This window comes from Escherichia sp. E4702 (genome assembly GCF_963883545.1).
Lineage (GTDB): Bacteria > Pseudomonadota > Gammaproteobacteria > Enterobacterales > Enterobacteriaceae > Escherichia.
Genome location: NZ_CAWORF010000016.1, coordinates 1 through 16,458, shown reverse-complemented (window position 1 = coordinate 16,458; position 16,458 = coordinate 1). Strand labels below are relative to the sequence as shown.

At 49.3% G+C, this 16,458-nt stretch carries 9 protein-coding genes and 3 pseudogenes; 8 read left to right on the top strand and 4 right to left on the bottom strand.

The annotated features are described in order from the left end of the window. The 3 genes and pseudogenes from AACU94_RS09250 to AACU94_RS09240 form a co-directional block, all read left to right on the top strand. Nucleotides 1-4,882, top strand: a 4,882-nt coding sequence (locus AACU94_RS09250; protein WP_135489324.1) for an autotransporter outer membrane beta-barrel domain-containing protein, incomplete at its 5' end; no start/stop codon positions are given. A 208-nt stretch (nucleotides 4,883-5,090) separates the two neighbouring features. Beyond that, a complete protein-coding gene (gene pdxI / locus AACU94_RS09245) occupies nucleotides 5,091-5,951 on the top strand; it encodes a pyridoxine 4-dehydrogenase (protein ID WP_135489323.1) in 861 nt (286 codons plus the stop codon). Next, nucleotides 5,952-6,023: pseudogene (locus tag AACU94_RS09240) on the top strand (hypothetical protein); the annotation flags it as partial. It lies immediately after the preceding gene. A 53-nt stretch (nucleotides 6,024-6,076) separates the two neighbouring features. Here AACU94_RS09240 and azoR read toward each other — a convergent pair. Then, nucleotides 6,077-6,682, bottom strand: coding sequence for an FMN-dependent NADH-azoreductase (gene azoR / locus AACU94_RS09235; protein ID WP_000048948.1), 606 nt, complete (start codon nucleotides 6,680-6,682; stop codon nucleotides 6,077-6,079). A gap of 200 nt (nucleotides 6,683-6,882) precedes the next feature. Between azoR and hrpA the strand changes: the two genes are divergently transcribed. The 3 genes from hrpA to aldA all read left to right on the top strand — a co-directional run bounded on the left by hrpA (nucleotide 6,883) and on the right by aldA (nucleotide 13,493). After that, nucleotides 6,883-10,785 carry an ATP-dependent RNA helicase HrpA gene (hrpA, locus tag AACU94_RS09230; RefSeq protein ID WP_135489322.1) on the top strand — a complete coding sequence of 1,301 codons (3,903 nt, stop codon included), beginning with the start codon at nucleotides 6,883-6,885 and terminating at the stop codon, nucleotides 10,783-10,785. 272 nt (nucleotides 10,786-11,057) lie between these two features. After that, nucleotides 11,058-11,858: a DUF218 domain-containing protein YdcF gene (gene ydcF, locus AACU94_RS09225; RefSeq protein ID WP_135489321.1), complete on the top strand. Its 801-nt coding sequence runs from the start codon at nucleotides 11,058-11,060 to the stop codon at nucleotides 11,856-11,858. A gap of 195 nt (nucleotides 11,859-12,053) precedes the next feature. Next, nucleotides 12,054-13,493, top strand: a complete 1,440-nt coding sequence (gene aldA, locus AACU94_RS09220) for an aldehyde dehydrogenase (RefSeq protein WP_135489320.1) — start codon at nucleotides 12,054-12,056, stop codon at nucleotides 13,491-13,493. 40 nt (nucleotides 13,494-13,533) lie between these two features. On the opposite strand, the pseudogene gap reads toward aldA, so the two are convergent. Continuing rightward, nucleotides 13,534-14,536: pseudogene (gene gap, locus AACU94_RS09215) on the bottom strand (type I glyceraldehyde-3-phosphate dehydrogenase). A 188-nt stretch (nucleotides 14,537-14,724) separates the two neighbouring features. Here gap and cybB point away from each other — a divergent pair. Together cybB and AACU94_RS09205 are read left to right on the top strand one after the other, a co-directional pair. Beyond that, a complete protein-coding gene (cybB, locus tag AACU94_RS09210) occupies nucleotides 14,725-15,255 on the top strand; it encodes a cytochrome b561 (protein WP_130219268.1) in 531 nt (176 codons plus the stop codon). Nucleotides 15,256-15,527: 272 nt separating this feature from the next. Further along, nucleotides 15,528-15,700, top strand: a pseudogene (locus tag AACU94_RS09205) (hypothetical protein). 65 nt (nucleotides 15,701-15,765) lie between these two features. Here the strand turns inward: AACU94_RS09205 and AACU94_RS09200 are convergent. Next, nucleotides 15,766-15,915: a type I toxin-antitoxin system Hok family toxin gene (locus tag AACU94_RS09200; protein ID WP_130222704.1), complete on the bottom strand. Its 150-nt coding sequence runs from the start codon at nucleotides 15,913-15,915 to the stop codon at nucleotides 15,766-15,768. 347 nt (nucleotides 15,916-16,262) lie between these two features. Continuing rightward, nucleotides 16,263-16,397, bottom strand: a complete 135-nt coding sequence (locus tag AACU94_RS09195; protein WP_135489325.1) for a type I toxin-antitoxin system Hok family toxin — start codon at nucleotides 16,395-16,397, stop codon at nucleotides 16,263-16,265. Nucleotides 16,398-16,458 lie beyond the last annotated feature (61 nt).

Below are 16,458 nucleotides of genomic sequence, written 5' to 3'. Positions count from 1 at the left end.
TTCCACCGGTACGGAAATCAACGGCAATAACGGGAAAGTTATCCAGGACGGCGATCTGGACGTCAGTGGCGGCGGTCACGGGATTGATATCACCGGCGACAGTGCGACGGTGGACAACAACGGCACCATGACCGTGACCGATCCGGAATCCATTGGTATTCAGATCGACGGCGACCATGCGGTTGTTAATAACGAAGGCGAGAGCGCCATCAGCAACGGCGGCACCGGCACGCAGATTAACGGTGACGACGCCACCGCCAACAACAACGGTAAAACCACCGTTGACGGTAAAGATGCCACTGGCACGGAAATCAACGGCAATAACGGAACCGTTATCCAGGACGGCGATCTGGACGTCAGCGGCGGCGCACACGGGATTGATATCACCGGCGACAGCGCGACGGTGGATAACAACGGCACCATGACCGTGACCGATCCGGAATCCATCGGTATTCAGATCGACGGCGACAAGGCGGTTGTTAATAATGAAGGCGACAGCACCATCAGCAACGGCGGCACCGGCACGCAGATTAACGGTGACGACGCCACCGCCAACAACAACGGTAAAACCACCGTTGATGGCAAGGATTCCACCGGTACGGAAATCAACGGCAATAACGGCACCGTTATCCAGGACGGCGATCTGGACGTCAGCGGCGGCGCACACGGGATTGATATCACTGGCGACAGTGCGACGGTGAACAACAAGGGTAACATTACTGTCACAGATGAAAAATCTGTTGGTATACAGATTGACGGCGACAAAGCGACTTTTGTTCAGACTGGGGATGTTGACGTAACAAACTTTGCTACAGGGTTTAATATTACAACCAATGATGGAGACGTCTCACTGGCTGGCGATATGCAGATTGGTGATTTCTCCACGGGGCTTGTGCTCAATGGTGACAGTAACCAATTAACGCTGGCTACAGCTGATCTGAATGTTACCGGGCAGTCAGCCTCTGGGGTCAATGTTATCGGTGATAACAATAATATTGATATTACCGGCAATGTTCGTGTCGATAAAAATCAGTTGGCTGATAATGGTGCTGAAAGTTTTTACGATGACTCCACTGGTATCAATATTAAAGGCAATAATAACAAGGCAAATCTGGACGGAAAGTTAACGGTTGTCGTAGACAGCGAAATGACTACTCGTGGCTACTCAAAATATGATGGCAGTCAGGAAAATATCTCTGGCCTGGTTGTCTCTGGTGATGATAACGTTATTAATTTGAATAACGGCATTCACCTTGTGGGTGAAGTCAATCAATTAGCGGATGGTTCTGTTATTGCATCAGAACGTAAAGGCTCTGGGAATATACCAGTTATTAGTGTTGATGGTAAGTCATCGGTGTATTTGAAAGGCGATTCAACAATTAGTGGTGATTTTCCATTAGGTTATGAAAATATTATCCAGTTAAGCAATAATGCGGTGTTGGAAGTCGATGCAGATGCCTCGATAAGTATGGGGGATATTCATTCCTATAACCATTATAACATGGCTGAATCACGAATTGTTGATGTTAAATCAGGTGCCAAAGCTGTCAATAATGGCGATATTGATCTATGGAATATAGGCTTTGCTACGGTTTCTGATGTGGGTTCAACAAGTATTAATAATGGCAGTATTACGCTTTCGCAATATTATTATGGCTCAGTAGAGACTGGCGGGGCTGGTTTCTTTGTAACGAGAAACGGTGAGGCTAGTAATAATGGTGTAATTACCGGGAAAGTAATGCAGCAACAAAGTGTGATGAATATATATTCCACACTTGGCGGCACTGTGCCTAATATTTTCTACAATAAAATATCCAGTATTACAGGAATGGAATCATTTGTTAATGGTTCTGTTGTCAACAGTATTGATGGAATTATTGATTTGTATGGGCGTGGTGTTATAGGCATGTTGGCTATTAATAACTCCACCGCCGATAATGCGGGGCAGATAAAATTAGACACGTTATGGGTTGATGTAAATGACACGACTACACTGGATGGTAATATAATGTCAACCAATGCCAGAGATTTTGGTGTGGGTATGGCGGTTGGTACAGATACGACGAGCGGTGCGAAAATCAATGCCACATCGACAAACCTGTTGGGTGGCATTATTACTGTCTATAACGCCGGTGCCGGAATGGCGGCCTATGGTACTGATAATACAGTTATCAATCAGGGTATTATCAATCTAGAGAAAAATGAAAATTATGATGATAGCCTGGGGGCGAACACACTGGTAGGTATGGCTGTATATCATGAAGGCACGGCTATCAATGATAAAACGGGCATAATTAACATTAATGTGGATCATGGTCAGGCATTTTATAATGATGGTACAGGAACAATTCTGAATTACGGCTCCATTAATTTGTTTGGTTCACCAATGGATGATGCTGATTCTCATATGGGAGCAGCAACAGAAAGTGGAGAATTATTGACAAAATTGAGTAAAAGCGGTGAGTCAATTACTACTACATCAGCTATAAATGAGTTTGTGACTGCAAAATCATTAGCCAATTACGGCAATGAAACTATTAACAGCAATTTAAATGCAACGAAATGGCTTTACAATGAAGATAATGCCAGTCTGACAATTAATGGTAATTTGAATATTGTGCAAGGACTGGAAAACAGTGGAGTACTGGATTCTGATACCATTAATGCCAACGCCAGTATTTACAATCGTGCGACAGCAAGCATGACAACTGATCTACTGACCCTGAATGGTGGAGTTAATTTCTACAACGAAGGGAAATTCAGCGGTGTTATTGAGGGAACCAGTTACAGACAAAACGTTGTCAACACTGGTGAAATGACAGTTACTGCTGATGGTAAATCATTAATGAACGGCAGTTTCGTACTGTATAACGAAGCGGGTTCAACGCTCAGCAATAGCGGCAATGCTATTGCAGGTGGTGAAAATGCCATTGTTAATGTAACGCGTACTGGTGATTCGCTTGCGCAGGTTAACCGTGGCACGATTACCGCCACTAACGGTTACAGTGCTATTAAAACAGCAAGTACAGGATCAAACAGTAACGGTAAATGGATCTGGAATACGGAAACAGGTGTTATTAATGGTATTAATCCAGATGCTCCGTTGATTGATTTAGGCCGTGGGTATAATTTCGCAAATGCCGGGGTAATCAATATTCAGGGTGATGGGGCAGTTGCTATTAGCGGTGGAACGACCAGTTATACTGTCCAGTTGGTGAACAGTGGTACGATTAATGTCGGCACCGAGCAGGGTCAGGCTGATGGAACTAATGGTGAGGGGCTGATTGGTATCAAAGGAAATGGTTCTGCAACGACGATTAATAATACTAAAGACGGCGTTATTAATGTTTACGCAGATAATTCATGGGCGTTTGGTGGCTCGACTAAAGCGATTGTGAATAATGGGATTATCAACCTGCTGTGTAATATTGATTGCGATATTTATGCACCAAATACAACAGGGACGAGAAATGATCATGATGGTACTGTTGATATCACTGTACCGAATGCTTCTGCGACACCAGGACAGGGCAACGTACCTGCTGCGCCTGTTGAGTCAGTTACCCAGCAAAAACTCACCAATTACACCATTGGTACTAACAGTGACGGAAGTTCCGGCACGCTGAAAGCCAATAATTTGGTCATAAGTGACAACGTCACGGTTAATACTGGATTCAGTGCCGGTACTGCTGATACCAGCGTAGTGATTGATGATGTTTTCAAAGGTGAAAATATCAGCGGCGTGGAGAATATCACTTCCTCCACAGTTGTCTGGAACTCTAAGGGCAGCACCGATGCCAACGGCAACGTTGACGTCACCATGAGTAAAAACGCCTACACCGAGGTAGCAACTGATTCTTCGGTGAATGGTGTCGCGAAGGCACTGGATGCGGGTTACACCAACAACGAACTGTTTACCAGCCTGAACGTCGGCACGATTGCCGAACTGAACAGCGCACTTAAGCAAATTAGTGGCAGCCAGGCGACCACGGTATTCCGGGAAGCGCGCGTGTTAAGCAACCGCTTTAGTATGCTGGCGGATGCCGCGCCGAAAGTGGGTAACGGTCTGGCGTTCAACGTTGTCGCGAAAGGCGATCCGCGTGCCGAGTTAGGTAATAATACTGAGTATGACATGCTGGCATTGCGTAAAACCATTGACCTGAGTGAAAGCCAGACGATGAGTCTGGAGTACGGTATAGCTCGCCTCGATGGCGACGGTGCTCAGAAAGCGGGTGATAATGGCGTAACCGGTGGCTACAGCCAGTTCTTTGGCCTGAAACATCAGATGTCCTTCGACAATGGCATGAACTGGAATAACGCATTGCGTTATGACGTTCACAACCTTGACAGCAGTCGTTCGATTGCATTTAGCAGCACGAACAAAACGGCTGATACCGACGTGAAGCAGCAGTACCTGGAGTTCCGCAGCGAAGGGGCGAAGACTTTCGAACCGAGCGAAGGGCTGAAGATCACGCCATATGCGGGTGTAAAACTGCGTCACACACTGGAAGGTGGCTATCAGGAACGCAATGCCGGAGACTTTAACCTGAGCATGAACAGCGGCAGCGAAACGGCGGTAGACAGTATCGTCGGGCTGAAACTGGACTACGCAGGTAAAGACGGCTGGAGTGCGAACGCCACGCTGGAAGGCGGGCCGAACCTGAGCTACGCGAAGAGCCAGCGTACGGCAAGCCTGGCAGGCGCTGGCAGTCAGCACTTTAACGTCGATGACGGTCAGAAGGGCGGCGGCATCAACAGCCTGGCAAGCGTCGGCGTGAAGTACAGCAGCAAAGAAAGTTCGCTGAATCTGGATGCGTACAACTGGAAAGAGGACGGCATCAGCGACAAAGGTGTGATGCTGAACTTTAAGAAAACGTTCTAATTTTTAGCATGTGATACATAAACCGCAACGCTGATACAGGTTGCGGTTTTTTTATTGCCGGATGCGGCGCTTGACGCGTTTTGTTTTGGTGTCTTTCAGGACAACAGAGCAACTCATCCAGTAATCTTGTTTACGCCCTCGCATTATTTATCTCTTTTCATTTCTATACTGATTTTTCTTAATCCGTTTTATTACAGGGCAGGGTGCGATGAGCAGCAACACATTTACTCTCGGAACTAAATCCGTTAACCGTCTTGGTTATGGCGCGATGCAACTGGCAGGTCCTGGGGTTTTTGGCCCCCCAAGAGATCGCCACGTCGCTATAACCGTGCTACGCGAGGCGCTGGCATTGGGCGTCAATCACATTGATACCAGCGACTTTTATGGCCCGCACGTCACCAATCAGATTATCCGCGAAGCGCTTTATCCTTATTCTGACGACCTGACAATTGTCACTAAAATTGGTGCGCGGCGTGGTGAGGATGCTTCCTGGTTGCCCGCATTTTCTCCGGCGGAGCTGCAAAAAGCGGTGCACGATAATCTACGTAATCTCGGCCTGGACGTACTGGATGTAGTAAATCTGCGCGTAATGTTTGGCGATGGTCACGGCCCAGCGGAAGGATCGATTGAAGCCAGCCTGACCGTGCTGACGGAGCTGCAACAACAAGGGCTGGTAAAACATATTGGCCTGAGTAACGTTACACCGACGCAGGTTGCAGAGGCACGTAAGATTACCGAAATCGTCTGTGTGCAAAACGAATACAACATCGCGCACCGTGCTGATGACGCAATGATTGATGCTTTGGCTCGTGACGGCATTGCCTACGTGCCGTTCTTCCCGCTCGGGGGCTTTACGCCGCTGCAATCCTCCACTCTTTCCGATGTTGCTACAAGCCTTAATGCGACACCAATGCAGGTGGCGCTGGCGTGGCTGTTACAGCGTTCACCGAATATTTTGCTGATCCCAGGGACGTCTTCTGTAGCGCATTTACGGGAGAATATGGCTGCTGAAAAATTGCATCTTTCTGAGGAAGTGTTGTCTACGTTGGATGGTATTTCGCGAGAATAACGAGCCAGGCGCTCGCAGATTGTGCTTAAGGAAGAGCACAAAGCGATGCTGAAGTTATGGGAAAACAGGTAAGCGGAATGCGATGTGGACTGAATATCTACAGTCCACATCAAGATCGTGTCCGGTTATGCAGCAACAATACTGTCGATGGCTGCTTTCGCGTCAGACTGCGCTTTCGCTGCCATTTCCGGACCGTATGCGATCCCTTCGGCGAAGACGAATTTCACATCGGTAATGCCGATAAAGCCGAGGAACGTGGACAGATACGGCGTCACCAGGTCCGTTGGTCCATCTTTGTGGATCCCACCGCGGCTGGTAATAACGATGGCTTTTTTACCCGTTACCAGACCTTCCGGACCGTTCTCGGTATAGCGGAAAGTAACGCCTGCGCGTGCAACCAGGTCAAAATAGTTTTTCAACTGAGTCGAGATGTTGAAGTTATACATCGGTGCCGCAATAACGATAACGTCGTGGGCTTTCAGCTCGGCAATCAGCTCATCGGAAAGCGCCAGAGCTTCCTGCTGACGCGGAGTCAGCGGCGCATCGCTCGGACGCAGAGCGCCAACCAGTTCGCCATCCAGTACCGGAATCGGATTTGCAGCCAGGTCGCGAACGGTGATTTCATCAGCGGAGTGCTTTTCGCGCCATTGTTCAACAAAATAATCGGACAACTGATTAGACTGAGAGTACCCTGCCAGGATGCTGGATTTAAGAACTAATACCTTGCTCATGGTGTTTCCTTATAGATATTTGAATGGGCGATGCCCCGTTGCTTGTTGACACTTTATTCACAATCCTGCCACAGAGATAGCGCAATAAATCGAAGCCTATGTTCGAATTTATTGAACAACGCATAGAAAGCCGCGATGTGGTACTCTATATCTATCATTTAAAAGAAAATTAATCAGGCAGACTACTGCCCACTAACGTTATGACAGAACAACAAAAATTGACCTTTACGGCCTTGCAGCAGCGGCTGGATTCGCTGATGCTGCGTGACAGACTGCGTTTTTCTCGCCGTCTGCACGGCGTGAAGAAGGTTAAAAATCCTGATGCACAACAGGCCATTTTCCAGGAGATGGCGAAAGAGATTGACCAGGCGGCAGGGAAAGTCCTGCTGCGTGAAGCGGCACGACCGGAAATTACTTATCCTGACAATTTACCGGTTAGTCAGAAAAAACAGGACATTCTCGAAGCGATTCGTGATCACCAGGTGGTGATCGTCGCCGGGGAAACGGGTTCTGGTAAAACGACTCAGTTACCGAAAATCTGTATGGAGCTGGGGCGCGGGATTAAAGGGCTGATCGGCCATACCCAGCCGCGTCGCCTGGCGGCAAGAACGGTTGCGAACCGTATTGCGGAAGAGCTGAAAACGGAGCCGGGCGGTTGCATCGGTTACAAAGTGCGTTTCAGCGATCACGTAAGTGATAACACGATGGTCAAGCTGATGACCGACGGTATCCTGCTGGCGGAGATCCAGCAAGACCGCCTGCTGATGCAGTACGACACCATCATTATTGACGAAGCGCACGAACGCAGCCTGAATATCGATTTTCTGCTCGGCTATTTGAAAGAGTTGCTGCCGCGGCGTCCTGACCTAAAAATCATTATCACTTCCGCGACTATCGACCCGGAACGCTTTTCGCGCCACTTTAATAATGCGCCGATTATTGAAGTCTCCGGTCGGACCTATCCGGTGGAAGTGCGCTATCGCCCGATTGTTGAAGAAGCCGATGACACCGAGCGCGATCAGTTGCAGGCGATTTTTGACGCCGTAGACGAACTGAGCCAGGAAAGCCCTGGCGACATTCTGATCTTTATGAGCGGTGAGCGGGAAATTCGTGATACCGCCGATGCGCTGAACAAGCTGAACTTACGCCATACCGAAATCTTGCCGCTTTATGCGCGGCTTTCGAACAGCGAACAAAATAGGGTGTTCCAGTCGCACAGCGGGCGGCGCATTGTGCTGGCGACCAACGTCGCGGAAACCTCGCTGACCGTACCGGGTATTAAATACGTTATCGACCCAGGTACGGCGCGTATCAGCCGCTACAGCTACCGCACCAAAGTGCAGCGTTTGCCGATTGAGCCCATTTCGCAGGCGTCTGCCAATCAGCGTAAAGGTCGCTGTGGTCGTGTGTCCGAAGGGATCTGTATTCGTCTCTATTCTGAAGACGATTTCCTCTCGCGCCCGGAGTTTACTGATCCGGAGATTCTGCGTACCAACCTGGCCTCGGTTATTTTGCAGATGACCGCGCTGGGGTTGGGCGATATCGCCGCGTTCCCGTTTGTCGAAGCGCCGGATAAACGCAATATTCAGGATGGCGTGCGTCTGCTTGAAGAACTGGGCGCGATCACCACGGATGAACAGGCCAGCGCCTATAAACTGACGCCGCTCGGTCGCCAGCTCTCGCAGTTGCCTGTCGACCCACGTCTGGCGCGTATGGTGCTGGAAGCGCAAAAACATGGCTGCGTGCGTGAGGCGATGATTATCACGTCCGCACTCTCCATTCAGGATCCGCGCGAGCGTCCGATGGATAAACAGCAGGCATCGGACGAAAAACATCGTCGCTTCCACGACAAAGAATCCGACTTCCTCGCGTTTGTAAATCTGTGGAATTATCTTGGCGAGCAGCAAAAGGCACTTTCTTCAAACGCCTTCCGTCGCCTGTGTCGTACCGATTATCTCAACTATCTGCGCGTGCGCGAATGGCAGGATATCTACACCCAGCTGCGCCAGGTAGTGAAAGAACTTGGCATTCCGGTTAACAGCGAACCGGCGGAGTATCGCGAAATTCACATTGCGTTGCTGACTGGTTTGCTTTCCCATATCGGCATGAAAGATGCCGATAAACAAGAATATACCGGCGCACGTAACGCGCGTTTCTCCATCTTCCCCGGTTCCGGTTTATTCAAAAAGCCGCCGAAATGGGTGATGGTGGCGGAACTGGTAGAAACCAGCCGCCTGTGGGGGCGCATTGCGGCACGCATCGATCCGGAATGGGTGGAACCCGTCGCTCAGCATTTGATTAAACGCACCTACAGTGAACCGCACTGGGAACGGGCGCAGGGCGCGGTGATGGCAACGGAAAAAGTCACCGTTTATGGCTTGCCGATTGTCGCCGCACGTAAGGTTAACTACAGCCAGATTGATCCTGCGCTGTGTCGTGAACTCTTTATTCGCCATGCGCTGGTGGAAGGTGACTGGCAGACGCGTCACGCTTTCTTCCGCGAAAACCTGAAACTGCGGGCCGAAGTGGAAGAGCTGGAACACAAATCACGTCGCCGCGATATTCTGGTGGATGACGAAACGCTGTTTGAGTTTTACGACCAGCGTATCAGCCACGATGTGATCTCAGCTCGCCATTTCGACAGTTGGTGGAAAAAAGTCAGCCGCGAAACGCCTGATTTGCTCAACTTTGAAAAGAGTATGTTGATCAAAGAAGGTGCGGAAAAAATCAGCAAGCTGGATTACCCAAACTTCTGGCATCAGGGCAATCTCAAGCTGCGTTTGAGCTATCAGTTTGAGCCAGGTGCAGATGCTGACGGTGTGACCGTACATATTCCGCTGCCGTTACTTAACCAGGTTGAGGAAAGCGGGTTTGAGTGGCAGATCCCCGGTCTGCGCCGCGAACTGGTGATTGCTCTGATTAAATCACTGCCAAAGCCGGTACGCCGTAATTTTGTACCCGCGCCAAACTACGCCGAAGCGTTTTTAGGCCGCGTCACACCGCTGGAGTTACCGTTGCTTGACAGTCTTGAGCGCGAGTTACGGCGGATGACCGGCGTTACCGTTGACCGCGAAGACTGGCACTGGGATCAGGTGCCCGATCACCTGAAAATCACCTTCCGCGTGGTGGATGACAAAAACAAGAAGCTAAAAGAAGGGCGCTCGCTACAAGATCTGAAAGATGCGCTGAAAGGCAAAGTGCAGGAAACGCTGTCTGCGGTGGCCGATGACGGTATAGAGCAGAGCGGCCTGCATATCTGGAGCTTTGGGCAACTGCCGGAAAGCTACGAGCAGAAGCGCGGCAACTACAAAGTGAAGGCGTGGCCAGCGCTGGTGGATGAGCGCGACAGTGTGGCGATCAAACTGTTTGATAACCCGCTGGAGCAAAAGCAGGCAATGTGGAACGGTCTTCGCCGTTTACTGCTGCTGAATATTCCATCGCCGATCAAGTATTTGCATGAGAAGTTACCAAACAAAGCCAAGCTGGGGCTGTACTTTAACCCGTATGGCAAAGTGCTGGAGCTGATTGACGACTGTATCTCCTGCGGTGTGGATCAACTGATCGACGCCAATGGTGGCCCGGTCTGGACGGAAGAAGGCTTTGCTGCGCTGCATGAAAAAGTGCGCGCCGAACTGAATGACACGGTGGTGGATATTGCTAAGCAGGTCGAGCAAATCCTCACTGCGGTGTTCAATATCAACAAACGCCTGAAAGGTCGGGTGGATATGACCATGGCGCTGGGGCTTTCTGACATTAAAGCGCAGATGGGCGGGCTGGTGTATCGCGGATTTGTCACTGGTAACGGCTTCAAACGCCTGGGCGACACGCTGCGTTATTTGCAGGCGATAGAAAAACGACTGGAAAAATTGGCGATTGATCCACATCGCGACCGTGCACAGATGCTGAAAGTCGAAAACGTCCAGCAGGCGTGGCAGCAATGGATCAACAAACTGCCGCCTGCACGTCGTGAGGATGAAGACGTGAAAGAGGTCCGCTGGATGATAGAAGAGCTGCGCGTTAGTTACTTCGCCCAACAACTCGGTACACCTTATCCGATTTCAGATAAGCGTATTTTGCAGGCGATGGAGCAGATTAGCGGTTAACCCTGCTATTTGCCTGATAAATCTAAAACCCGGTAAGCATTTAGCGCCGGGTTTTTTATTAATTCTAAAAACGGTAAGGGCAAAAATTGGGGAATTCAGAAAAATACAATTCTCTGCTGCAAGATGAATAATGTTTATCTACAGCTTTTCCGTAAAAGATATGTCAGGCTTGCGGAGAGGCGGTTAAGGAAATACGGCTTCCTCCTTTCAGAGTGCTCCGCTTCTCATTATTATCTCACGCAGTATTCTTAAGGGAACGATCAGGAGGGACCATGAATATTAACCCGTTTCCGACGCTTTCAGCGTCAACCATTGATGCTATAAACGTTATCGGTCGATGGCTGGCGCAGGATGATTTCTCCGGTGAAGCTCCGTATCAGGCCGATTGCGTGATACTTGCAGGCAATGCTGTCATTCCCACTATCGATGCCGCTTGTAAGATTGCAAGAGATCAGCAAATTCCTTTACTGATTAGTGGTGGTATCGGTCACTCGACAACTTTTTTGTATAGCGCTGTTGCACAGCATCCGCACTACAACACTATCCGTACCACTGGCAGGGCAGAAGCGACCATCCTGGCGGATATCGCTCATCAGTTCTGGCACATTCCGCAGGAAAAAATCTGGATTGAAGACCAGTCAACTAACTGTGGAGAAAATGCCCGTTTCAGTATCGCATTATTGAATCAGTTAGCAGAGCGAGTCCATACCACGATTGTCGTCCAGGATCCCACTATGCAACGCCGAACCATGGCGACGTTCCGTCGTATTACAGGAGATAATCCTGATGCACCTCGCTGGCTAAGTTATCCGGGATTCGTACCACAGTTGGGAAATAATGCAGGCAGCGTGACGTTTGCTAATCCGCTGACAGGACTATGGCCAGTTGAGCGATATTTGTCCCTACTTACTGGCGAGCTGCCACGCTTGCGCGATGACAGCGATGGCTATGGACCGCGCGGACGCGATTTTATCGTTCACGTCGATTTTCCGTCAGAAGTTACGCAGGCATGGCAGTTATTACAGCATGACGCAGTGCTTATTGAGGCAATGGAGAGTCGTTCACTGCGCTAATAATTGCCCGTTTGTGAACAAATGATTGCAAACGGGTAATAATCTGATCTTTTTCTTCCTCTCTTTATTCCCGTCGTATCTCTTTTTATGAAGCCTTTCACAAAATTGCACATCCACGATGCCTTCTCTGCTGTGATTGATGTTAATTAACATATGAATTACAAAATATAAACATATCAATCGCAGGAGTAGCCCATGTCTGTACCCGTTCAACATCCTATGTATATCGATGGACAGTTTGTCACCTGGCGCGGCGACGCATGGATTGATGTGGTTAATCCCGCAACAGAGGCAGTGATTTCCCGCATTCCTGATGGTCAGGCTGAAGATGCTCGCAAAGCAATCGATGCAGCAGAGCGTGCACAGCCAGAATGGGAAGCACTACCCGCGATTGAACGAGCGAACTGGTTACGGAAAATCTCTGCGGGGATCCGCGAACGGGCCAGTGAAATTAGCTCATTGATCGTCGAGGAAGGTGGCAAAATTCAACAGCTGGCCGAAGTCGAAGTCGCTTTTACTGCTGACTATATCGATTACATGGCGGAATGGGCTCGTCGCTATGAGGGCGAGATTATTCAAAGTGATCGTCCTGGGGAAAACATCCTGCTGTTTAAACGTGCGTTGGGCGTAACGACCGGTATCCTACCGTGGAACTTCCCGTTTTTCCTGATTGCTCGCAAAATGGCGCCAGCTCTTCTCACAGGCAATACCATCGTCATCAAACCGAGCGAATTTACGCCAAACAATGCGGTCGCATTTGCTAAAATCGTCGACGAAATTGGCCTACCACGCGGCGTGTTTAACCTTGTTTTAGGACGCGGTGAAACGGTTGGTCAGGAGTTGGCGGGTAACCCAAAAGTCGCTATGGTCAGCATGACAGGCAGCGTCGCTGCTGGAGAAAAAATCATGGCGACCGCGGCGAAAAATATCACCAAAGTGTGTCTGGAGCTGGGGGGCAAAGCCCCTGCTATCGTGATGGATGACGCCGATCTTGAATTGGCCGTCAAAGCCATTGTTGATTCACGCGTGATAAATACCGGGCAGGTGTGCAACTGTGCGGAACGTGTCTATGTGCAGAAAGGTATTTACGATCGCTTTGTTAATCGACTGGGCGAGGCAATGCAGGCGGTTCAATTTGGTAACCCCGCCGAACGTAACGACATTGCGATGGGGCCGCTGATTAACGCTGCGGCTCTGGAAAGGGTGGAACAAAAGGTAGCGCGGGCAGTAGAAGAGGGCGCGAGAATCGCGTTGGGTGGTAAGGCTGTAGAAGGGGAAGGTTATTATTATCCGCCAACGTTGCTTTTGGATGTCCGACAGGAAATGTCCATTATGCACGAAGAAACCTTTGGGCCAGTGCTGCCGGTAGTCGCTTTTGACACGCTGGAACAGGCTATCTCCATGGCCAACGACAGCGATTATGGCCTGACGTCATCGATATATACCGAGAATCTTAACGTGGCGATGAAAGCCATCAAAGGACTCAAGTTTGGCGAAACCTACATCAACCGAGAAAACTTCGAAGCTATGCAAGGTTTCCATGCTGGATGGCGTAAGTCGGGTATTGGCGGCGCAGATGGCAAACATGGTTTGCATGAGTATCTGCAGACTCAGGTGGTCTATTTGCAGTCGTAAGATATGAAAGAGGCGGAGGTTTTTCCTCCGCCAGCGCGGGTCAGAGTTTGGCGAATTTTTCCAGAGTACGAATGAGTTGAGTGACAAAACCATACTCGTTATCGTACCAGGCGACGGTCTTCACCAGTTGTAAATCGCCCACTGCGGTGATTTCCGTTTGGGTCGCATCAAACACCGAACCAAAATGGCTGCCAATGATATCGGAAGAGACAATTTCTTCGTCGGTATAACCAAATGACTCGTTATTGGTCGTTGCTTTTTTAAGTGCGTTATTCACCTCTTCAGCAGTCACTTTTTTCCCCAGGATAGACACCAGCTCGGTCACTGAACCGGTTTTCACTGGCACGCGTTGCGCATGACCTTTAAGTTTGCCGCTAAGTTCCGGGATCACCAGACCAATGGCTTTTGCCGCACCGGTAGTGTGGGGGATGGATATTTTCCGCCGCCGCCCGCGATGCACGTAAATCTTTACCACGCGGACCATCCACCAGAGACTGGGTGCCGGTATAGGCATGGATCGTTGTCATTGTGCCAACTTCTATCCCAAAACTGTCATGCAATGCTTTGGCCATAGGCGCAAGACAGTTAGTGGTGCATGACGCCACGGAAATAATGGTGTCGTTGCCATCCAGAGTTCCATCATTGACGTTATAAACGATGGTTTTCATTTCTCCTGCCGGAGCGGAAATCAACACCTTCTTCGCGCCAGCGTCCAGATGCGCCAGGGATTTTTCTGCGGAAGTATAAAAACCGGTACATTCAATGACAATTTCAGCCCCTTTTACTTTCCAGGGGATATTTTTCGCGTCTTTTTCGGCGTAAACCGCAATACTTTTTCCATCAACAATAAGTGAATCCTCTGTGAAATCGACGCTCCAGGGGAAAGGACCGTAGTTTGAATCGTGCTTTAGTAGGTAGGCGAGAATTTTCGGAGATGTAAGATCATTAATGGCGACAACGTCAATGTTACTTTTAATCTCAAGTAGCCGACGTAATACCAGCCGGCCGATACGACCAAAACCGTTAATGCCAACTTTGCTCATGGTTTTCTCCAGTCAAGAACTTGTGGGTAAAAATTAGTCCTTTCCAGGCTTAGACCAGGATGACAGGATGGGCAATCTACATTTTTGCCATGAAACGTAACGTACTGAAAACGGGTGAACAATATTTAATGAAATTTTAAGAAAAGCTCGTTATGTTAACGGCAAATTGTGTTAAAGCAGGAAATGTTATGGGAATTAGATATTCAAGGTTACAAATTGGCATTCACTGGCTGGTCTTTTTGCTGGTTATTGCAGCCTATTGTGCAATGGAGTTTCGTGGTTTTTTCCCGCGTAGCGATCGTCCGGTGATCAACATGATCCACGTTTCATGTGGCATCTCAATTCTCGTGCTGATGGTGCTTCGACTGTTACTCAGATTGAAATACCCAACGCCGCCCATTGTACCGAAACCCAGGCCCATGATGACGGGACTCGCTCATTTGGGACATTTGGTGATCTATCTCCTGTTTATTGTATTGCCAGTGATTGGTTTGGTGATGATGTATAACCGGGGTAATCCGTGGTTTGCGTTTGGTCTGACGATGCCTTACGCGTCAGAGGCCAATTTTGACCTGGTGGATAGATTAAAGTGGTGGCATGAAACGTTGGCCAATCTGGGATATTTCGTTATCGGGCTTCATGCGGCTGCAGCTCTGGCGCACCACTATTTCTGGAAAGACAACACGCTTCTGCGCATGATGCCGCGTAAGCGCTCCTGAGGGTATTAGAAGAAAGCGCCTGTACTAAACCAGACCCGTGGTACAGGCGAAGAATACGGGCCTACATCGGAAGCGCCTATTATATTTATTTGTATGACAAATAAAACCATAATCCGAGTTTATATGTTCAACGGGTTGATATTTAATCAACATATCTACTGTTAAGATTGAAATTCAATTTCCCCAATCCTTGATCTCCCTAAGTGAAATAAAGACCGCACAGCGTATAACTTTTATACCGAACATAAGATTCGGCAAGCCATGGAGGTTGTATGAAAAAGTTGCTCTTTATTTTACTGATGGGATTACTGATGTCTTTTTATGTTGATGCCGGGCGCAAACCCTGTTCTGGTGCGAAAGGGGGATCTCTCACTGTACTGCAGGCGGCAAATTTGCCTGTAATGATGGTTCTATCAGCGCATCGAAAAAAACATGCACTAATTAAATGGGGCGCCATGAGAAAATGAACTCGTCAACCAGATACGCGGGGAATGCTCCCCGCGCAGGCCCTTACCTGGACTGACAGGCCATGAGAGCCGCCACCTCCTTATTACCGTCCCGGAATCGCAGTTCGTAGAGCGTTTGTCGGGTCAGGAGGGTGAATGCCAGAATCGTGATACAGATAATGAGCAGACACACCACCAGGGGGTTGCGCTTCATAGCCTTTCTCCTTGCTGGATGGCAGGTAAGAGGCTAACATCTGAATTGCTAGGTTCATTCGTCGGCCTCGGTTGATAGAAATATCGGTCGGGGCCTTCGTCTTTCTGATTCCCGGTAAGCCTGAAACCAGAAAGTCTCAGGCGCCCGCAAACATCCTATGCAATTACCCTTACCAGCGAAATAATCACTTCACGAAATTGCGTGGAGGCTTCCGGTAAATCGTTATCAGAGAACACTCGCGGCAAGACTCTATGCGAGCGAGCTTCCAGTTGAGGCATGAATAAGGGGCGCCATGAGAAAATGAACTCGTCAACCAGATGCGCGGGGAATGCTCCCCGCGCAGGCCCTTACCTGGACTGACAGGCCATGAGAGCCGCCACCTCCTTATCACCGTCCCGGAATCGCAGTTCGTAGAGCGTTTGTCGGGTCAGGAGGGTGAATGCCAGAATCGTGATACAGATAATGAGCAGACACACCACCAGGGGTTGCGCTTCATAGCCTTTTCTCCTTGCCGGATGGCGGGTAAGAGGCTAACATCCGAAT

Excerpts from the sequence above, each read along its gene's own strand:
- pdxI (WP_135489323.1), top strand. The coding sequence starts at position 5,091 with ATGAGCAGCAACACATTTACTCTCGGAACTAAATCCGTTAACCGTCTT.
- azoR (WP_000048948.1), bottom strand. The coding sequence starts at position 6,682 with ATGAGCAAGGTATTAGTTCTTAAATCCAGCATCCTGGCAGGGTACTCT.
- hrpA (WP_135489322.1), top strand. The coding sequence starts at position 6,883 with ATGACAGAACAACAAAAATTGACCTTTACGGCCTTGCAGCAGCGGCTG.
- ydcF (WP_135489321.1), top strand. The coding sequence starts at position 11,058 with ATGAATATTAACCCGTTTCCGACGCTTTCAGCGTCAACCATTGATGCT.
- aldA (WP_135489320.1), top strand. The coding sequence starts at position 12,054 with ATGTCTGTACCCGTTCAACATCCTATGTATATCGATGGACAGTTTGTC.
- cybB (WP_130219268.1), top strand. The coding sequence starts at position 14,725 with ATGGGAATTAGATATTCAAGGTTACAAATTGGCATTCACTGGCTGGTC.
- AACU94_RS09200 (WP_130222704.1), bottom strand. The coding sequence starts at position 15,915 with ATGAAGCGCAACCCCCTGGTGGTGTGTCTGCTCATTATCTGTATCACG.